General features: G+C 56.2%; 22 protein-coding genes. 16 read left to right on the plus strand and 6 right to left on the minus strand.

Features of this window, described 5'->3' with window-relative positions; genetic code table 11:
- Positions 1 to 193: 193 nt before the first annotated feature.
- The 6 genes from ACESUZ_RS01335 to ACESUZ_RS01360 form a co-directional block, all read right to left on the minus strand.
- Complete coding sequence (locus ACESUZ_RS01335) at positions 194 to 1,111, minus strand: class C sortase (RefSeq protein WP_373198058.1); 918 nt, start codon at positions 1,109 to 1,111, stop codon at positions 194 to 196.
- 532 nt (positions 1,112 to 1,643) lie between these two features.
- On the minus strand, positions 1,644 to 3,404 hold the full coding sequence (locus ACESUZ_RS01340; RefSeq protein ID WP_373198059.1) for a SpaA isopeptide-forming pilin-related protein: 1,761 nt from the start codon (positions 3,402 to 3,404) through the stop codon (positions 1,644 to 1,646).
- Positions 3,405 to 3,518: 114 nt separating this feature from the next.
- Positions 3,519 to 5,189, minus strand: coding sequence for a SpaA isopeptide-forming pilin-related protein (locus ACESUZ_RS01345; protein ID WP_373198060.1), 1,671 nt, complete (start codon positions 5,187 to 5,189; stop codon positions 3,519 to 3,521).
- Positions 5,182 to 9,906 carry a recombinase family protein gene (locus tag ACESUZ_RS01350; protein ID WP_373198061.1) on the minus strand — a complete coding sequence of 1,575 codons (4,725 nt, stop codon included), beginning with the start codon at positions 9,904 to 9,906 and terminating at the stop codon, positions 5,182 to 5,184. Before ACESUZ_RS01350 ends, ACESUZ_RS01345 begins: the two co-directional genes overlap by 8 nt.
- A 92-nt stretch (positions 9,907 to 9,998) precedes the next feature.
- A complete protein-coding gene (locus ACESUZ_RS01355; RefSeq protein ID WP_373198062.1) occupies positions 9,999 to 10,931 on the minus strand; it encodes an exonuclease domain-containing protein in 933 nt (310 codons plus the stop codon).
- Positions 10,924 to 11,172, minus strand: coding sequence for a helix-turn-helix domain-containing protein (locus ACESUZ_RS01360; protein WP_022386135.1), 249 nt, complete (start codon positions 11,170 to 11,172; stop codon positions 10,924 to 10,926). Before ACESUZ_RS01360 ends, ACESUZ_RS01355 begins: the two co-directional genes overlap by 8 nt.
- A gap of 146 nt (positions 11,173 to 11,318) precedes the next feature.
- Between ACESUZ_RS01360 and ACESUZ_RS01365 the strand changes: the two genes are divergently transcribed.
- From ACESUZ_RS01365 to mihF, 16 genes are all read left to right on the plus strand, one after another.
- The gene (locus ACESUZ_RS01365; protein ID WP_195535052.1) at positions 11,319 to 11,525 is read left to right on the plus strand and encodes a helix-turn-helix domain-containing protein; all 207 of its coding nucleotides are present in this window, start codon (positions 11,319 to 11,321) and stop codon (positions 11,523 to 11,525) included.
- Positions 11,526 to 11,542: 17 nt separating this feature from the next.
- Positions 11,543 to 11,929 carry a hypothetical protein gene (locus ACESUZ_RS01370; protein ID WP_373198063.1) on the plus strand — a complete coding sequence of 129 codons (387 nt, stop codon included), beginning with the start codon at positions 11,543 to 11,545 and terminating at the stop codon, positions 11,927 to 11,929.
- 189 nt (positions 11,930 to 12,118) lie between these two features.
- Positions 12,119 to 12,520: a hypothetical protein gene (locus ACESUZ_RS01375; RefSeq protein WP_373198064.1), complete on the plus strand. Its 402-nt coding sequence runs from the start codon at positions 12,119 to 12,121 to the stop codon at positions 12,518 to 12,520.
- On the plus strand, positions 12,510 to 12,788 hold the full coding sequence (locus tag ACESUZ_RS01380; protein WP_373198065.1) for a hypothetical protein: 279 nt from the start codon (positions 12,510 to 12,512) through the stop codon (positions 12,786 to 12,788). The genes ACESUZ_RS01375 and ACESUZ_RS01380 overlap by 11 nt, the downstream gene beginning before the upstream one ends.
- Before the next feature lie 40 nt (positions 12,789 to 12,828).
- Positions 12,829 to 13,002 carry a hypothetical protein gene (locus tag ACESUZ_RS01385; RefSeq protein WP_373198066.1) on the plus strand — a complete coding sequence of 58 codons (174 nt, stop codon included), beginning with the start codon at positions 12,829 to 12,831 and terminating at the stop codon, positions 13,000 to 13,002.
- An 11-nt stretch (positions 13,003 to 13,013) separates the two neighbouring features.
- The gene (locus ACESUZ_RS01390; protein ID WP_373198067.1) at positions 13,014 to 13,469 is read left to right on the plus strand and encodes a Lin1244/Lin1753 domain-containing protein; all 456 of its coding nucleotides are present in this window, start codon (positions 13,014 to 13,016) and stop codon (positions 13,467 to 13,469) included.
- Positions 13,470 to 13,473: 4 nt separating this feature from the next.
- Positions 13,474 to 13,773 (plus strand): hypothetical protein, encoded by a 300-nt coding sequence (locus ACESUZ_RS01395; protein ID WP_373198068.1) that lies wholly within the window; start codon positions 13,474 to 13,476, stop codon positions 13,771 to 13,773.
- Positions 13,770 to 14,162: a hypothetical protein gene (locus ACESUZ_RS01400; RefSeq protein WP_373198069.1), complete on the plus strand. Its 393-nt coding sequence runs from the start codon at positions 13,770 to 13,772 to the stop codon at positions 14,160 to 14,162. The genes ACESUZ_RS01395 and ACESUZ_RS01400 overlap by 4 nt, the downstream gene beginning before the upstream one ends.
- Complete coding sequence (locus ACESUZ_RS01405) at positions 14,159 to 14,440, plus strand: DUF3310 domain-containing protein (RefSeq protein ID WP_373198070.1); 282 nt, start codon at positions 14,159 to 14,161, stop codon at positions 14,438 to 14,440. Before ACESUZ_RS01400 ends, ACESUZ_RS01405 begins: the two co-directional genes overlap by 4 nt.
- Before the next feature lie 153 nt (positions 14,441 to 14,593).
- Complete coding sequence (locus ACESUZ_RS01410) at positions 14,594 to 14,821, plus strand: Acb2/Tad1 domain-containing protein (protein WP_373198071.1); 228 nt, start codon at positions 14,594 to 14,596, stop codon at positions 14,819 to 14,821.
- On the plus strand, positions 14,821 to 15,015 hold the full coding sequence (locus tag ACESUZ_RS01415; RefSeq protein ID WP_373198072.1) for a hypothetical protein: 195 nt from the start codon (positions 14,821 to 14,823) through the stop codon (positions 15,013 to 15,015). The genes ACESUZ_RS01410 and ACESUZ_RS01415 overlap by 1 nt, the downstream gene beginning before the upstream one ends.
- 1 nt (position 15,016) lies before the next feature.
- Positions 15,017 to 15,238 (plus strand): hypothetical protein, encoded by a 222-nt coding sequence (locus ACESUZ_RS01420; protein WP_373198073.1) that lies wholly within the window; start codon positions 15,017 to 15,019, stop codon positions 15,236 to 15,238.
- The gene (locus ACESUZ_RS01425) at positions 15,235 to 16,413 is read left to right on the plus strand and encodes a tyrosine-type recombinase/integrase (protein WP_373198074.1); all 1,179 of its coding nucleotides are present in this window, start codon (positions 15,235 to 15,237) and stop codon (positions 16,411 to 16,413) included. The genes ACESUZ_RS01420 and ACESUZ_RS01425 overlap by 4 nt, the downstream gene beginning before the upstream one ends.
- A gap of 207 nt (positions 16,414 to 16,620) precedes the next feature.
- Positions 16,621 to 16,818 (plus strand): hypothetical protein, encoded by a 198-nt coding sequence (locus ACESUZ_RS01430; RefSeq protein ID WP_373198075.1) that lies wholly within the window; start codon positions 16,621 to 16,623, stop codon positions 16,816 to 16,818.
- A gap of 6 nt (positions 16,819 to 16,824) precedes the next feature.
- On the plus strand, positions 16,825 to 17,001 hold the full coding sequence (locus tag ACESUZ_RS01435; protein ID WP_373198076.1) for a hypothetical protein: 177 nt from the start codon (positions 16,825 to 16,827) through the stop codon (positions 16,999 to 17,001).
- Positions 16,979 to 17,287 (plus strand): integration host factor, actinobacterial type, encoded by a 309-nt coding sequence (gene mihF / locus ACESUZ_RS01440; RefSeq protein WP_373198077.1) that lies wholly within the window; start codon positions 16,979 to 16,981, stop codon positions 17,285 to 17,287. The genes ACESUZ_RS01435 and mihF overlap by 23 nt, the downstream gene beginning before the upstream one ends.
- Positions 17,288 to 17,458: the final 171 nt, after the last annotated feature.

Consider the following 17,458-nt stretch of genomic DNA (forward strand, 5'->3'; position numbering starts at 1 on the left):
ATAGCGAAAACCGCGTCGCCCGCAACGAAAACCGTCTCGCCCATAGCGAAAACCGCGCCGCCCACAACGAAAACCATCACAACATTCGACGTTTATCGTCAAAATCGAGATTTTCATCGAATGTTGTGATGGTTTGGAAGTCCCGACCACCACAAAGGTGCCTGTCCCCATTGTGGTGGTTCTGAACGATGTCCTATGCCGAGGCCTTGGCCTTGCGGCGCTTGCGGACCGCGTGGATCACGATGTCCAGCAGCAACAGCACAATGGCCACGACCACGATAAGCACGGCAAACTCGCGCTTGCCCCAGTGGCGGCCGGCCAGCGACTTTTGCTTGTCGACGTCCTTCTTGTTGTACTTGGTGCGCACGCAATGTACCAGCAGGCGATGGTCGTTCACGCCGTAGGGCGTGCAGGTGACGAGCGTCACCTTGTCGGCACCGGGCTCGATGGTCAGCGACTCCATCTCCTCGGGCAGCACGACCTCGGAGTCCACCATCTTGTAGGCGAGCGTCTTGTTCATGGTGTGCAGCAGTACCAGGTCGCCGGGCTCCAGCGAGTGGATGTCGTCGAACATGCTCAGGTTGCGCATGCCCGAGTGCGCGGTGAGCACGCAATGCGTCGATGTGCCGCCCACCGGCAGGCTCGTGCCCTCCAGGTGGCCGACGCCCGCCATAAGGACTTCTTCGCTCGTGCCGTGGTAGATGGGCATGCTCACGTCGATGGAGGGGATCTCGACCCAGCTCATCATGGGGTCGCGGTCAAAGATGAGCTGTTGAGCGTAGGGCTCGATCTGGTCGGCGGGAAGCTCGGTGGCCTCGCCCGCCAGCCGCTCGTTAAAGGAGCGCGCCTGGAGCAGGATGCGCTCGCGCTCCTCGGCAGACAGCGCGTCCACGGTGCTGGACACCGTGCTGATCTGGTTGAACACGCCCGAGGCCTCGAGCCGGTCCAAGATCCACGGCCAGGTCATAAGGCCCACGCCAATAAGGATGATGACGATGGTGATGAGCCGATCGGCCCAGCGCGGCAGTCGCTTGCGGCGGCGCTTGGGCTTTGGCTGAGGTTGGGGCTGAGGACTTGAGCCACCGTTGTCCGCGGCGTTATTGCTCTTCATATGTTTGGCGCCCTGCACCATCGCCGGTCACTCCTTTACAGCTCAGGTTGTCTGAACAAATAATAGCCGATTGGAAGGCTCCCCCGCCGGGCATAGGCCCGTATTTGAGTTTTCAAAATATCGCGAATCAGCAGAGCAGTTCGGGATACAATGTCAATAGGAAACGACGCATCCCGCGTAAATGAAAGAGAGCGCGGGCGGCCTAGTTTTCTGGTTTTGTTAAATGCCCGGGCCTCTAACCCCGGGCATTCTTATTTGCGCTTGTTGCGGCGCAAATGCCTTCCACCGTCCGCACCGCGCGAGCGCCTACGGACCTTAAACCGAACCTCATACGAGTCAAGAAACGCGATGACGGATGAGTCCGCATCGGACGGTGGAGGCTGCCTGTGTTGTCCAAAAAACGGGGCAGACTCCAGTGCGGAGTCTGCCCCGAAAAGAGAATGGCAAAGCAAGAACGTGGATGGACGAGAAAAGTGTCCGCAAGTCTCATGGCCATCACATCCCACCTGCCAAAGGGATGTGTGAGCGAGCGTTACTCCTGCTCGGACTCCTCAGCCTGCTTACGGCTACGGATGAGGTGCGCCACGCCAATGCACAGCACCGCGCCACCAGCGATCCAAGTGAACGTCACGCCATTGAGACCGGTCAGCGGGAGGTTGGAGCCCTTCTTATCGGTAACGGTGAGGTGCACCATGCCGTCAGTGGAGTTTTCGACTTTGACGAGCGTCTGATTGTCTCCATCAGTTACCTTAGCCTTAGGGGTAACCACGGTGGTGTCGTTCTCGGAAAGCTCACCGCTTGTAATGGTGAACGTGATGCCTTTGTCGCCGTGAGAGTTATCGTAGCCAGGTGCGGGCGTGACCTCTGTGAGGACATAAGTGCCCTCATCGAGACCGACAACGTTAATCTTGCCGCTGGAATCCGTGGTAAGCTTGGCTTTCTCGGCGTTCGTCTGTTTTACACCGGTGCAATCGATGAACATATTCTCGAGTTCGCCCTCGTCGTTCTTCTCCTGCAGCTTGAACACAACACCGGAGAGCTTCTTAGGGGTTTCCTCATTACCAACCTTGGTGACGTCAATGCCGTAGGTGTAGTCGTAGGCGGGATGCACGACTGTTGTACCTGTTTCGTTAGAGTGGGGGTTATTGGAATAGGTCAGAGTAACGGTATTCTTCTGGCCTTTACCGAGTATATCGGCGTTAACCTTAGTAGGATTGAGCTTTGCCTTATAGTTCACATAGATTTTGGAGCTACCACTAACGGTAATATCCTTATCCTTGTCAGATTTAATTTCTCCCTTAAGGTTGTCAAAAGAAACAACAAGCTCGTTCTTTCCTTGATCAGTGACGTAGTTCGCAGTGTAGTAGCCTTCCTTGACCTTAGCATTGTCAATCTTGACCTCAACAACAGGTTTACCGTCGGAGAGGTTGGGAACCATCGTAGAAGGCAGATCATCAGTAAAGGTATAGCTGTACTTTTCGTAAGTATTGATATTGCTGGCCACGGTACCTGCAAGCTGGTACTCAATCAGCTGGTCGGATGCAGAGTCCGCAACCCTATTGGGCGCCTCGAAAACGTCCTTGTTCCCATCTGTCACAAAACTACCGTTGTTATCGTCCTTGACTGCCTTGGTAACGTTGGGGACATCCTTCTTGGGCTCCACCTTTACATCTTCGCCACCGACGACAGCGAAGATCGGTGAGGTGTAAGCGTCTTTATTGCGATCTGCTCCAGTAGTTGCACCGACCGACTTCGTTTCAAAGAGCCAGTAGCCGGCATCGATGCCCTCAAATGTTCCCGGGGTACCATTCTTCGCATCTGTCCACGTCTGGCCTTCAAGCGACTTAGCAATCATGTCGAGCACACTTCCGGCATTGACGTTATTGCCCACAACTTCAGAACTGTGGTTATTGATGAAGTTGACCCATGCCTGAGCGGAATTATCGTTAGGCAAATCACTAGGTTTAGAGCCATTATCAACATTATCAAACGCCGTAGTCACTGCAGCCTTCACGGAATTATTTGCCCAATCAATATCGGAAAGGGTCTTATCGCCAGTGGAATCCCAGACTCCCTCGCTCTTCTGGTCCTGCGTAACCTTAGCCTTGAAAATCTGGATACCCTTAAAGGTCGTATCCTTGTAGGTCTCCTCATTAATCGTCACGTTGCCACTCGTCGTAGCCACCGGCGTACCCGCCGCAAACGCCATCGTGACCGGGGCCATGACGCCGCCGAAGCTCAACGCTGCTGTGAGGCCGGCGGTTACTGCCAGGCGTGCGATGTTCTTGTTCATGCTCATCTTCTTTTCCTCCGTTTTCCGGTTGATTTCCATTCGATCGGTCATCGTGTGTCTGTTTCTAAGCATCTACTTCGCTACGTCTCGCCCCGCTCTCTGTGGGGCTGCCAGCTACTCTTTATGGCTGCCACCTCCCCGCTTGACCAGGAGCGCGACCACGATGAGCGCGGCTCCGGCGACCGCTGCGGCGGCCGCGGCGTACATTGCCATATCGCCAGTCGAAGGCATAAAGCCTCCGGTGGTAATGCTAGGGGGTGTGCCGGTGGGCGTGTTGATGAGCGACGCCTCCAGGCTGCCCGTCGACCCGTCCGCGCGGTCGGCGCGCAGGGGCGACTCGGCCGTGATGGTGAGCTTGGGCTTGGCGGCGGCCACCTGGTCGACGTCCAGGCCCTCGGCCTTGACCGTCACGGAGCGCGTGCCCTCAAAGGCGGTGTAGCCCTTGGGCGCCTTGAGCTCGCGGACCTCCAGCTTGCCCGAGTCCACGCCCGAGACGGCCACGCGGCCGTCCTCGCCCGTGGTAACGGTGGCCTTGCCCTCCGCATCCCACGTGCCGTCGGCCGCCAGTGTGCGGCCGCGGTCGTCGGCGATGCTCAGGACCGCCCCGGCAAGCGGCTTGTCGCCGTCGCTGCCGCGCTTGGTGAGCGCGAGATCCCAGGTGTAAGCGCACGCATCGTCGCTCGGCGTGCGGGTGAATCCGGCGTCGCCGGACTGGTCGGCAAAGGGAGAGCGCGGGTAGCGCAGGTAGACCTCGTTGGGGTTGCCCTTAGCGATGCCGTGGTTGCATGCGCTGTTGAGCGGCGCATTGTACACGGCGACCACGCGGGCGCCCGCGGTAAAGGCGTCGGCCCCGCCGAGCGCGGCAATCAGGTCGCCGGTGCGCACGGTGAAGGTCTTGCCGTCGGCCGCTACCTTGGTGGCGCACTGGGCCGTGATGTCGGTCCAGCCCTTCGCAGGCTCGGTGCCGGCGCGGCCGTCCCTGCCGGTCGAGACGGCGTCAAAGCCGCCGTCCGTGCCCGCCGCCACGTAAACATGCATGCTCGCGGCCACCTTGGAGGGGTCGAGCCCCGCGCTCATGGTGTCGACAAACCGCACCGTATAGGTGTCGTAGGCCGTGAGGCCCACCGGGACCGTGGCAGAGAGGCGCCAGTACAGGTCGTCGGCGACCATGGCGTCGGCGGCCTTCTGCCAAGCGGCGGTGCTGTCCTCCAACACATGCTTGGCGACCTTGGGGGTCGCCGCCTTGGGCTTGACGGTGACGGCGCTGCCGCCGACCAAGACCATGATCGGCGCGGTGCCGGCCTCGCCCTGGGCGATGGCGTCGTCGTCGGCGACGATGAGCCAGTAGCCGCAGGGCAGCTCGGCCGTCGTGCCCGCGTTAAGGGCCACGGACTCGGCGTCAGAGCTCTGGAGGGAACGAGCGAGCTGTGCGCTCAGCGCGCTCGTAAGGTGGGAATCGGTGTTGAGCCACTCGGCAGCTTCCTGCGCGGTGGTCTGGGAATTGGGCATGCCGGCGCTGTGCAGCACAGGCAGCGCGGCGTCGCGCACGGCGTCGCTTGCCCAGGCGAGGTCGGTGGCGATCTTAGCGTCGTTGTCGCCGTCGACGACGTTGGCGCTAAAGATCTGGTAGGCGTCGTAGCTGCTCGCCACGGTGCCGCTCACCGTGATGGAACCGGCCGAGGTCGGCGCGGCCTGCGCGGAAGCGGGGAACACAACCGCGCAGGTGCCGATCAGGAGGGCAAGCAGCGCAAACAAGATCGGGAAGGAGCAAACTTTCTTATTCACGACGCTTACCTCCCTTCGCATTCGCCTTGCGACGAATGTGCATCCAGGCCGCAGCAGCGCAAAGCACCGCCGCGCCGGCAAGGTACGTCAGAGTGACGCCCGACATACCAGAAAGGGGCAAAGAGGTGGAGTAGGTGTTGGTGAAGGTGGGGTCATCGGTCTTGCATTCCGCGCCGTTGGCGTCGACCTCGTAGTAGGTCGGCGTGCAGTTCAGCGTGCCGTCACCGTTGTCCGTTGCCGTCACCACGACCTTGAACCTCTTGGTGTCGTTCTTGTAGCCTTCGTGTTTGGTGCCTTCGTTCTCTTCGGCGGGGCATTCACAGATGTAGTAGGTGAACTGCGCCTGCCGATTGCTATCGAGCTCATCATCGCCTAGTGGGCCGATTTCTACCGAATCGAACTCTACTGTCTGAGGGTTTTTCGACCCAGAAGTAAATTTATAAATGGGCTGAAAAGTTTTCTCCGTGTTGCCGGTATTCTCAGTAAACAACTTGAACTTGAACTTCTTCATCTCGCCGCCATCGACCTTCTTGGTCACCCGAGGTGTCCAAGTGCCCGTGGCTGCGTATGCATTCGTAAAGGTTTTGCCTTTGGTGATCTTAATGGAGACATCGCTGCTGTTGGACGGAGCAATCGTCTCCGACTGATTATTCTTGAGATTAGTGACCTTTACACTCGCAACTGAATAGTAGGTGTAAAAAATATCCAGCACCTTCCGCGTTTCGGTCGCATTTGTTTCAAACTCAATCTTGTAGATGGTCTCGTCGTAGTCCACGCCAGCAACGGGTTTGTCGCCGGGGTCCTCAACGAGGTAGTAGACGATCGAATCATCGGAGTAGACCCTGCCCAAATCGAAGGTAAAGCTGCCGTCGCTGTCATTCGTGACCCCATCGCCAACTTTTAAGCAGCCATTGAGCTGCAATTTGCGATTGGCAAACGAGGGAGCCTGCGCATTCTCACCCTGCTTCAGCAGCTGGAACTTGAATTCTCCCGCATTAAGCGTGCGGCCCGTCAGTGCCTTAGTGCCGCTGAGCTTCATCTTGGGATACACACTCACCTTCGTGGTGAAGCCGGCGACAACGTCTCCGTTGGTCATGATGCCGCCACCGTGGACGTTGGATTCGTTGCCCGTGATGAAGAGCGTGGCATTATCACGGGCAAGCCCTTGATCACCATCGGAAGGATTTGCATCGAGGCCAATCATGTACTTAGCTTGAGCGCCCTCGTACTTGCCGATGGTCATAGGCGGCTCGATGGTCGTAGACGGTTGACCGTCGATCGTGCCCTTCCAGTTGGCAGCGCCGCCACCAAGCATCTGACCAGTTACGGCAGCGATGTAGTCGTTATTATCTGACTTGCGAATCAGGAATAGATCCTTATGGCCGTTTCGCTTGAAGGTATCAGTGATTTCGCCACCCGTAACGGTTGTGGGCTGATCTTCATTCTTACCATTAGTACCACCCGATAGGTGGGTGCCGTTTTCATCGCGGTTTCCGAAAATCGCGATGCCATTGGTATCGGTAATGGCAGTCTTACCAGTCGGGCAAGCGGCAAACCCGCCGCCAAAGCCATTGGCATGATTGTTGGTAATCAGCGCGTTATATATATTGAGGCTCGCCGATTTACTGCCTTGGTCACTACTACCCTGAACGAACACGCCGCCGCCACCCCAGTCGTTGGTGGTATTGGTTGTGTTGTTGGTGATATATGCCTTCGTGCCAAGAGGAACGCTGAACTCGCCCTTGGTAGGCGCACCGATACGGATGCCGCCACCCTCTGAGTTTTGCGCCACGTTACTGGCGACGGTTCCACCAGAGAACGTAAAGTTGTCAAGAGCTCGATTCCAAGCGCCAGCATAAACGCCGCCGCCAGCCTCGGCAGAGTAGTTGCCCGTGATGTAGCCACCGTTAATCGCGAGACTACCGTTTTTCTGCCCCTCGCCACTGCTTAAGGCAGCGATACCGCCACCGCCATGGCAACCGTTGCCTTTATGCTTATCGATGATGTTTTGCGTGTAATTCATGTAATTATACTGGTATGCGTTGTTGGTGACATAGCCGCCGGAAACAGTGATGCTACTGCCTTCGCCCATAATGCCGCCACCGTATCCAAGCATGTTGGCAAGCGTGCTGTTACCGGAGATTATGCCGCCGGACATTGTAACCGTAGATCCGTTTGCATACACACCGCCGCCACTCGGAGCGCTATTGCCAGCAATTACGCCACCGGAGATGCCAAGAGTTGTTGAGTTTTCGACAGAAATACCCGCGCCGGCAGCATGATCCGGACAATAACCGCCACAAACATAACCGCCGTTCATGTTGACGGTCGAATTGTTCGCATATACTAAGTTTTTGACGTTTCTGTCTTTACCCTGTGTAATCACGCCGCTTTCAAGATTGAAGTGACCACCGTTACTGATAGTGATGAGCCTCAAGTTCTCTGAGCCCGAGCACGCCACAATTGCACCCTTGATATCAGCCTTATACGCTTTAAGAGTCTCGGTTGTACCGGTTCCGCTTGCGGTCGATTCGGTTACATAGTAGGTAAGGCTCGTCGGAATATTGGAAGCGTCATCATATTCCATTGAAGCGAGATTGCCGTATTTGTTTCCCCGATTTGCCTCAATCTCTTTCGCAGCAGCTCGCTGGCTATCCTTGACGGTCAGCGTCGCGCCGCCGGTGATGTTGAACAGGGATTGGTCCTTGCTCGTGTGTTTAATTTTGCAGCCGTTTAGATCCAGCGTGATATTGCTGCCGTCCTTAAGCGTGATTGTCTCACTGGTCTCGACATCATTCATAAGAATGAAGCTAGCAACACCGCTTGCATTCTCCAGCTTGGTTTTCAGATCGGAAACGCTTTTTATCTCTTCGGATGCCGTTTCAGTCTGCCCACCTTCCGCAGCTGCCATAACGGCGCCGTCATCCGACGACTCGCCGTCTTCGACCTGCAACTCGCCCTCAGGCTGATCCTCAGACTGACCCTGCCCCACACCATTTGAAGGGTCGGCCTCGCCGCCCTCGACCTCGTCACTTTTCTGGTTTTCGCCATTTACGTTGGTACCGTCTACACCAGTCGCCTCGTCCGCAACGGTCTCCTCGGCTGCACCCGCCTGGCCATCGTTGGCAATGGCCTGCGAGATCGGGGGCATGACGAGCGACAGTACCAGGCTCAACACGGAGGCTCCGCACAAAACGCCTGCCAGTACACGGCGCGTCGCTTTTTTACTCTGCTTAGATTTGTCTGAATTCGCTTTCATCGATGTCTCCACCATAAGAGAATTGGTCGAACACCTTTGGTAGCAAGGGTGTTCGGCCTTTTTCTGTTTTGGAGTGAAATCATCCGGCAGTTCGTCAAACATGAAGTAGACGGTTACATCTTTTCCGTCTATCTCAACGAATCGGACAAACTCATTGAGAATTTCCAAAGGTGTTGTGTCGTTAGCGAGATCATCAAGCCACAAAAGCACATCGTCAACCGATGGTTCTAGTGCTTCCGATTGCTCGGCAACGCGCAAGCGGGCTTCTAATTCCGCTCTCTGGCGCTTCAGCTCGGTTGTGCGCTCTCTTCCACCGGGCGGCGCTATTCCGTCTTCTATCGCTTGCCAGATGCGTTCAAATGCCGTATCTATACGCCGAATCTCTTTCTTGATGAAGTAGCTTTCAGGCTTTTCTTCGGTCGCCCGCTCAGCTTCGTAGCCAGCAAGCGTCTTTGCAATTCTCTTTCTCACGTCTGCTTGCTTTACGGCTTCATAGGTCATATCGACCACTGCATCTTCTATCAAGTCTCGGCGAACCGTCCTGCGGCATTTTCGGCACTTGTAATAGTGATATGCAGAGCCATTTTTAGAGGTTCCGCTTGTTCCTGCCATTGGCATACCGCATCGAGCGCAATAGAGCTTTCCACTAAGCGGGAACTCTAATGCGCTGTCAATCTTCCTTCGTGGGCGGTGACGGTCGCCAAGGATGCTGTTTATCATGTCCTGTTCTGCTTGTGACCATATGGCGGGCATGCCGTCTTCTACCTCATGCCCTGCGTACTTGTAGACACCTGCGTTCTGCACGCGCTTTAGAAGCTTCGTGACGGTATCCTGATTGAACTTAGCGCCGCGCTTGCTGCGCTCACCGTCAACGGCGCGCACGATCTCTGCGACTGAGTTACCGCTAAACAAAAGGTTCTTCATGCGCCTAAGCACTGCTGCTTCTCGTTCGTTGATGGCGTATCGTCCTTCTACGATATCCCATCCATAGAGAGTGCGACCATTAGCCATGCACCGTTCGGCGTTCTTCTGGATTCCGTCTCTAATGCGCTCACTGTCTATTGCGCTTTCCCATTCTGCGAGAACTTCGAGCATTCCAAGCTGAAGAACTCCGCTCGAACCGCTCGCTATCTCTTCGCCCGCATAAAGTATTTCTACACCGGCCTTGCGCAACATGATTCGCGCCAATGCCATTTCATCGCGGTTGCGCATTATGCGAGTTACCTTGTAAATCACCACAAAATCAAATAGACCAAGCTTCGCATCGCTCATCATCCGTTGGAACTCTGCTCGATCTACGTTGCGCCCTGTCTGCGCATAGTCGCAGTATTCGCGCACGACCTGCAAGCCTTCGCGCTCGCAGTATTCGCGCGAGTTCTCAACTTGTATTTCAATGCTTTCTGAGCGTTGGTTGTGCGAGCTGAACCGCGCGTATATGGCAGCTCGGTTCTTCACCATGCTAAAATCACCCCTTAGAACGAGTGCGCTATTGCGCTTCGTTCTTTGCACTTGCCCTGCGCGCCGACCGCCAAGAAGCCGCGCAGGGTTTTCTATTTCCTTCCCTTTGACCCAAAGGCAAGCAATGCGCCCAATATCGCAATTGGAACGCCGACAATTGCAGCGCCTAAAACAGCGATTGCAAGCCCAACTAATGCGCAAGCGGAGCCGATTAGCACCAACGCTTTATTCGTGTTCCGCCGACCTGACACGGCATGATTGCTTGTTGTTTGATTGCTCGCACTGTCTTTCTCATGCTCTGTTTGCTGCTGGTTTTCGTTAACTAACGGTGCGTTGTTTGCATTGCCAGCATCAGCCAATGAAGCAGCATAGCCGCTGCAAACGATGCTTCTAAACTCTTCGTCGCCATACTCGAAATAGGAATCGCCGAACTCATCCTTTACGCGCTTCGGGCGGCGGCGCGGCTCACCAAAAAGAAAATCATCGAGAATCGAATTGAAGCAATGCGCTGTTGCTCTTACGTCGTTCAACGCGTCATGCGCTCCGAAGTCACGATATCCGTAGAAAGCCGCGCAATCTTCCAACTTGCACCATGACCATTCATCATGCGTGCCGTCCCATGCCCCGTGTATCTTCGCAAACTCCTTCATCACGTCAAACGTCTGTCGATCTGGTATATCCAAGCCTGAAGCTCGAAGAAATCCTAGGTCGAAATCGGCATTGTATGCGACGTATAGCTTAGCGCTCTTGAAAATCGGTTCAATTTCCGAACGCCTTTCTATAATCGTCTGCTTGTCCTTCACCATAGACGGGGTTATTCCGTTTATGCTTTCTGCTTTAGGCCGCCTTTTGCGATCTGATGGCTTCAATAGGTCGCAAAACAGAACGTCACCCTCAAGATTCATGACAGCAAGGGACAGTATTTCATCGCGGCGAGAACCGCCGATGTTCAAGCCGGTTGTCTCGGTATCAAAAACGATTACCTTCTTTGGGTCAATCGCTTGTAATTTCTCTTTTCTAGTCATTTCCGCCACCAATCTTTAGCGTATCCGTCAAGCCAAGGATGAAGTCAGCAGAGCAATTCAGGGTCTCAACAATTAGCCTGACTTCTTCGCCGTTGGGTGCGCGCTTCCCGCTTTCCCATCTAGAAATCGTCTGCTTATGAACGCCGACCGCTTCTGCAAGCTGATCTTGGTTGAAGCCATTAGCCTTGCGTGCGATGGCAATTCGAGCGCCAATGAGCTTCTTTGTTTCGGTGCTATCCATAGCAACCCCTATCAAACGTAACCGTCTCGGATAATTGTATACAAATTATTGTTGACACGCTAGACCAAACGGCTTACTCTTTTGCTTGCCCCGAAATAAGCCGTATGGTTTATTTCATCTCTCTTTCGGATGATTGGAGGTGAACAATGAGCGAGAACTATAAGGCAGCGCGCGAGCGGAAAGGTCTTACGGCTCAGAAGGCCGCGACTCTTCTTGGCGTTTCCATCACGACGCTTAGCAATTGGGAGACGGGCAAGACTTCGCCGACAGCGCCCATGCTCATAGAGCTTTGCAAACTCTATGAGTGTACCGCCGATGAGCTTTTGGGCATCGTCGCTCTTTCGAGCAACTAAAGCGGAGGTTTCGAAACGTGAAAACCGATAAGAAAACCTTTGGTTTTGGAGGTGGTATTACGAATGCCCAAACCGTGCGGCCTAAGCGCTGCGCAGCGCCAGTGGTGCAGATGCGCCGTTGCGAAAACGCGCGAATGGCTGCGAAGAAAGATGCCCGCCCGAAGCGGCAACTTCGAACGGGCGCGTCAAATTGCAGGCCGCAATTGACAGAAGACAGTATAGCGCGCATGCCGCGCTGGCAGCGCTGGGGATTGTATGCGCTTGCGGCTCTCACCATGTCGGGAATCATCCCGGCGCTTGCATGCAACGCGCTGCTCTGGCTATGCGAAAGCGTGGGCTGGTGGCTTCTCGTTCCGCTCTACGTCGTGGTTGGGCGCGCTCTCTGGCGCGTGATGTGGTCATGAAGGCCGAAGTCTACCGCGACAATGCGGGCTTCTGGATGGCGCGCATAGAGGAAGACGCGAGCACGCCCGAAAACCGGGGCATCGGCACCGTGTATCGCCGTCAGATGCTACCGGTAGCGCCCTCGGCGAGCAGGGCGGAAGCGGAAGCAGCATTGCGACGCGTCATGAGCCGCGAAGCGAGGTGCCCGCATGGACACCGATAACTACACGCGACCGCTCGAAGCCGTCATGCGCGATGAGCGCCAGCGCGTCTACTCGATGCCGCTAAAGGTCGCCGATAGGCGCTACCTGTTCAAGGAGTGGTGCGAGAAGAACCCGAAGGCGCTGCGCGAAATCGAGCTTACGGCGCCCGCAATCGACGCTCGCGGGCTTCGCGTCTCAACTAAGTATCTCATCGAGAAGCAGCGCTACGAAGGCACCGTGAAGCTCGTTGGCGTTCCATTCGTTGACGATCAGGGCAACGAACACACCTACGGAATCAACAACAGCGACAGTTCTTTGCTCGCGCGATGGCTGCTAGAGCGGCACCCGGAAATGCGCATCGAGCTTAGAACGTCCATGTTCGACAAGGAGAAGAAAGATGAAGCGTAAGGAAATCACCGGCACCATCGCCAAGGTCGGCGCATCGACGTTCGCGCTGAACGGGAGCATGACGCTCCTTAACCAGAAGACCGGCGAAGCGCTCGATATCGACATGCCCTCAACGCTCGCGATCATTCGCGGAACCCTTGCATGGGTTGACACGCTGCTTGAAGAGGACGCGAAGCCTGAGCCTAGCGCCGTTAAGAACATGCAAAAGCTGCTCACCTACGTTGGCAGCTCTATCGCCTATGACATTTCGAGCGATGAGACGGAATAGCGCGCAGGAAGCGTTGCCGCTCGATTTCGGCGAACCGCCGATGCCAGACCCCGAAGCATGTGAGTTCGAAACGCTGCGCTGGAAGGGCAAGACCTGCTGCACGTTTCGCGGGCGCGACATTTGGACGAACTGCCGGGAGATAGGGCGCTGCGTATGGAGCGGATGGCACCAAAGCGGCAAGGCGTGCGAGTTCGGCGACGAGGAAGACGGTTAGGGGGTGACAACGTGCCTACAAGGGAGGAAACGACCGCCGCGCAAGAGCCTATGGCCTTCTTCTCGCACGATTCAAACGCTTCTCAGGACGTTAAGTGCCAAAGGCTCATACATCGCCGGGGATATGACGGATACGGGCGCTGGTGGCGGCTCTGCGAGTATCTGGCGGCGACCAAAGGGCACCGCATCGCATTCGAGACGGAGGAAGACGCGCTTATTCTCGCGGGCGTTCTCGGCTTCGGGCAATCCGGCGCGTTCGATGAGTTCATGGCGATTGAGGATTGCAAATCCTTCGTCTCTGAGCTGTTGGATATCGGGCTTCTCGAACGCGATCCTGACGGCTTCTTGACGAACTTTCGGATGCTCAAAAACGCGCTTTATTTCGGTCGCCAACGCGCAAACGGGCGCAAGGGCGGAAGGCCGCGCAAAAACGCAAAGAACAACGATTCAGCAGGTCAGGAGGTGTAAAGACATGACTTGTAAACCCAATGCAAAACCGCTGGTTTTAGGTTGGCTAAACCCACTCGCAAATGGTCGCCTAACCATAAAACAAAACAAAACAAAACAAGATAAGGCGGGTTTTGGTTCCTTGAACCAAAACCAAAACCCGCCGAACGTGCTTGTTGGTCAACCTATCAAGCAAGGTTTCTTCTCTTGCTTCTTCTCTTTGCGGCCTTGTTTTGTGCGGCTCATTCGTGCGACAGCAGAGCGGTTTTACACAGCTTTTCAACAGAGTTTTCCACAATCAGGCGAATTGGGGGTGAAAGCATGATGGCACCGACAACACGAGACGCTGCGCGTGAGCTGTTCGCAAGCAAGCTCTCATACGAGCTGATTGCTTGGAACGACATTCGAGCGCTCGAAGGATTCCTTGCAATCGAGTACGCGCGGCACGAGCGCGACGGGCACCACATGGAAATGCGCCCGGCGTACCGCAAGAAGTACCAGCCGCAAATCAACCTCGCCGAAGACGGCGTGGGCATCAAGAGCGCCTTCCTGCGCGTGAGCGGCTTCTACTTCCAAGGGCGCGAAGCAATCTCGTTCAACGAAGACGGGTTCATTGGCATTGCCGGTTGGGCTGATGACACGAACGTTCAGCCATTTCTACGGGCGTTCTACAGGTGGGTTTGCGAATGGATGATTGGAGTTGTCTACCGATGATTGAGACGAAAAACGCCAAGAGCCTTGCGGAGCTTTCGCAGGGAAACGCCGTCGAGCATCCCGACCATTACGCGGGCGACGGTCAGATTGAGTGCATGGACGCTATGCGCTCAATGATGAGCGGCGATCAGTACGCCTTGCCGCCCATCGCCGCCCACTGGTGGGCGGAAGCCTTCAAGTACATCTGGCGCTGGCGGCGCAAGGGCGGTGTTCAGGACTTGCAGAAGTGCAAGCAGTGCCTTGACTACCTGATTGCCGAGATTGAAGGCAAGAAGTGAAGCGTTACCAGATAGTTCTTTGCGCGATTGCCACCGTAGCGACTATGGCCGCCTTCTGGTGCGTCTGCTACTGGGCTTATCAATCGCTTCTGGCAATCGCCCTGTTTCTTGTGTTCCTAGCGCTCATATCGGTTTCGTTTTAGGAGGTAACACGTGAATACGAAGACCATTACGCGCAATTTCACCTACCACGCCCCGCACGGCGACCAGCCCGCGAGATTCGAGCTTTTGCGCAGCACCGCGCGAGGGCTTGCCGTGACCATTCAAGGCGAATGCCCGGAAAGCCGCGAGAAATCGCTTGCTTTTACGAAGCTCGAAGAGTGCATCATGTGGGCTAACGCCGCCATAGCTCGCAACGAGATTGAAGGCGGTGAGCAGTAATGGACGAAAGCAAGATCACCGAGCGCGGTGTTTACGGTTGTTTGGCAGTCGTGCTGTTCTCCGTCCTGTCTATCGTGGCTAGCGTCGCCGTTGGAGTTTTCTTCGGAGTTGGGTTCGGGCTTCTCGCCTACGCCCTCTTCATCGTCTTTGCGACGGTCTGCGTGCTTCGAGCCTTCAAGAAGGCCGGTAATTAGCATGGGTGGCAAGTATGAGGTTCGCGGTGCGATGAGCGGACTTTGCCCGTTCTGGAACGGCCAATTTACCAACTCGCTTGCTCATGCCCTGCTGCTGCTCATCCGATTTTCTCTGAAGTACCGAATCGTTGAGTTCAACATCAGGAAAGAGCCGTTGGATTGCGCGGACTGCCACGACGATAACTGCCCTTCGCGGATTCGTGAAAACTGCGAGTGGTCATGATGGGCGTTAAGGTCAAGCGCGGTGCGGATGGCGTTTTCGAGTGCCGTTTGTACCTTGGACGCAGCATCGACGGCAAGGCAATTCGCCCTTATAAGCGGTTTCCGAATGCGGCTACCGAAGAGGAAGCGCAAGCCCTTGCTGAGACGTGGGCGGCTTACGTGACGGCTGACGGAACGGTTAGAAGCGCCCGCTTGACCGATTTGCTCGAAGACTACGTGCAACTGCGCGAGCGCAACGGCGCAAGCCCGAACAGCATTAAGAGCTATCGGCTGTTCTGCCGCTACGTCGCACGTTACCTGAAGACCGCAAACGCGCACGATCTTGGCGTGATGGACTTCAACCGCTTTGAGCAACGCTTGCTCATGGCTAAGGACGAAGGCGGGCAAGGTCTTTGCCGCAATAGCGTTATCAACGTCCACAACTTCTTGCGCGGAGCTTATAACCACTTCGTAGACGCTGGTATTTGCGACGCTAACCCGCTGGTGTACGTCGCCAAACCGTCGCCGGTACGGCACGAAGCTTCAGCGCTCACCGAATGGGATTTCGAGGGCTTCAACGAGAAGCTAGAGGGTGCGCTTAGCAAGGAGATCAAGACGAAGGCCGATTACCGCGCCGCCGTCTACGCCTTCGCTTCGTGGCTGTCGCTCGTTACCGGCATGCGCGTTGGCGAGGTGTGCGCGGTGCAGCGCATCGACGTTAAGCGCGTCTTGTCTTACGTCCACGTCGGCGGAAACGTCATTGAGGGCAAGGGCAAGAAGCCCTATCGCCGAAACGTCACCAAAGGCCGCAAGTGCCGCAACGTCGCGCTTACGCAAGACGATATCGCGGTCATTGATGCCTTCACGAAGCTTCAGAGCGCCGTTCTGGGACGTTTGGGCGCAGATTGCCCACTGGTGACGCTAGACGGCTCATATATGCGCCCAACGACGATTTCACGGGCTTTCAGACGCATACGCGACGCGTGCGGACTACCGCGAGAGATCACGTTTCACAGCTTGCGTCACACGCACGCTTCATGGCTCATCGCCAACGGCTGCGACCTGAAGACGCTATCTGAGCGCATGGGGCACGCGGACGAAGCAACGACGCTTCGAATCTACGGCCACCTGATGCCCGGACGCGACGCGGCGGCGGCTCAGCTCTTCAGCGAAGCGAAGCGCCGCGCGGCGGGTTAGGAGGTGTGCCAAAGGTGAACCAAAACGCCGTTTTCGGGCATCGCGGCGACCGAGGACGAAACGCGAGATAAACCGCCGCTTTCGGTACGGGTTAGAACCGCCCGTGCCAGATAAGAAGTAATTATCAGGCAGTCGTGAGAAGGGAGGGCGCCAGTGGAGCCGCAAGAGGTCGATTTCAGCCCAAGAGAAGTGAAGTTGAGCCGAGAGATGCAGAAGACGTTAGAGAAGACGCATGCGGCCTTGCAGAAGATGTGGGAGCGCGAGAAGCAGGAAGCGAAGACGGTCTACGAGATCACTATTCCCGCCCAAACGCTGACCATCGTAGGAAAGGAGTGCGCCGAGCACGTGCTAAGCACGCTCAAAAGCGTTCGGCTCTCGGGCACCTACCGCGTCACGAAGAAATGAGGTGCGATGAAGACCGTTGAGCTTAACGACGATGACTGGGCACGGCTCAAACGCAAGCTCATGACGCGAAGCGTTGACGATGCCCTGAAGGACTACACGCCGCCCGTCAAGCTGACGCACGGCACCGAATACATCACTTACGAGAAGGAAGGTTACGAAGATGATTCCGAATCTGACAACTGAGCAGCGCCGCGAAAACCTCGAAAAGGCGAAGGCCGCACGACAGCGCCGCCACGCGATCTTGAAGGGCGTTGCCGATGGCTCTTACGGCGTGCCCGACGTGCTCAACATGGCTTGCACTGATGACACCGTGGCGCGAATGAAGGTCTTTACGCTCATCAAGGCGGCACCGGGCTACGGTTTCGCCCGCACGCAGCAGACCATGCGCAAGCTTCACATTTCCGAATCGCGCCCCCTTCGCGGCCTTGGCGCTAACCAGCGCGCGGCGCTCATGGAGGTGTTCGCATGAACGCTGATAGTGTCGAGTACATCATCAGTTTCATTTTTACTGTTGCTATGCTTGCGTGTTTGACGTGCATTGCTTGTCGGCTCACCGACATTCTCCACGCGATAAGGAACTTGCATAACTTTTCGGTTATCCCAAGAAACATCGACGTGTTCATAACGAGGAAGGGCGAGG

This window comes from Collinsella aerofaciens ATCC 25986, assembly GCF_964239575.1.
In the GTDB taxonomy this organism is placed as follows: Bacteria; Actinomycetota; Coriobacteriia; order Coriobacteriales; family Coriobacteriaceae; genus Collinsella; species Collinsella aerofaciens_BQ.

Excerpts from the sequence above, each read along its gene's own strand:
- ACESUZ_RS01355 (WP_373198062.1), bottom strand. The coding sequence starts at position 10,931 with ATGACTAGAAAAGAGAAATTACAAGCGATTGACCCAAAGAAGGTAATC.
- ACESUZ_RS01425 (WP_373198074.1), top strand. The coding sequence starts at position 15,235 with ATGATGGGCGTTAAGGTCAAGCGCGGTGCGGATGGCGTTTTCGAGTGC.
- ACESUZ_RS01350 (WP_373198061.1), bottom strand. The coding sequence starts at position 9,906 with ATGGTGAAGAACCGAGCTGCCATATACGCGCGGTTCAGCTCGCACAAC.
- ACESUZ_RS01420 (WP_373198073.1), top strand. The coding sequence starts at position 15,017 with ATGGGTGGCAAGTATGAGGTTCGCGGTGCGATGAGCGGACTTTGCCCG.
- ACESUZ_RS01340 (WP_373198059.1), bottom strand. The coding sequence starts at position 3,404 with ATGAACAAGAACATCGCACGCCTGGCAGTAACCGCCGGCCTCACAGCA.
- ACESUZ_RS01375 (WP_373198064.1), top strand. The coding sequence starts at position 12,119 with ATGGACACCGATAACTACACGCGACCGCTCGAAGCCGTCATGCGCGAT.
- ACESUZ_RS01430 (WP_373198075.1), top strand. The coding sequence starts at position 16,621 with ATGCAGAAGACGTTAGAGAAGACGCATGCGGCCTTGCAGAAGATGTGG.
- ACESUZ_RS01415 (WP_373198072.1), top strand. The coding sequence starts at position 14,821 with ATGGACGAAAGCAAGATCACCGAGCGCGGTGTTTACGGTTGTTTGGCA.
- ACESUZ_RS01395 (WP_373198068.1), top strand. The coding sequence starts at position 13,474 with ATGACTTGTAAACCCAATGCAAAACCGCTGGTTTTAGGTTGGCTAAAC.
- ACESUZ_RS01335 (WP_373198058.1), bottom strand. The coding sequence starts at position 1,111 with ATGAAGAGCAATAACGCCGCGGACAACGGTGGCTCAAGTCCTCAGCCC.
- mihF (WP_373198077.1), top strand. The coding sequence starts at position 16,979 with ATGATTCCGAATCTGACAACTGAGCAGCGCCGCGAAAACCTCGAAAAG.
- ACESUZ_RS01385 (WP_373198066.1), top strand. The coding sequence starts at position 12,829 with ATGCCAGACCCCGAAGCATGTGAGTTCGAAACGCTGCGCTGGAAGGGC.
- ACESUZ_RS01435 (WP_373198076.1), top strand. The coding sequence starts at position 16,825 with ATGAAGACCGTTGAGCTTAACGACGATGACTGGGCACGGCTCAAACGC.
- ACESUZ_RS01360 (WP_022386135.1), bottom strand. The coding sequence starts at position 11,172 with ATGGATAGCACCGAAACAAAGAAGCTCATTGGCGCTCGAATTGCCATC.
- ACESUZ_RS01400 (WP_373198069.1), top strand. The coding sequence starts at position 13,770 with ATGATGGCACCGACAACACGAGACGCTGCGCGTGAGCTGTTCGCAAGC.
- ACESUZ_RS01380 (WP_373198065.1), top strand. The coding sequence starts at position 12,510 with ATGAAGCGTAAGGAAATCACCGGCACCATCGCCAAGGTCGGCGCATCG.
- ACESUZ_RS01405 (WP_373198070.1), top strand. The coding sequence starts at position 14,159 with ATGATTGAGACGAAAAACGCCAAGAGCCTTGCGGAGCTTTCGCAGGGA.
- ACESUZ_RS01365 (WP_195535052.1), top strand. The coding sequence starts at position 11,319 with ATGAGCGAGAACTATAAGGCAGCGCGCGAGCGGAAAGGTCTTACGGCT.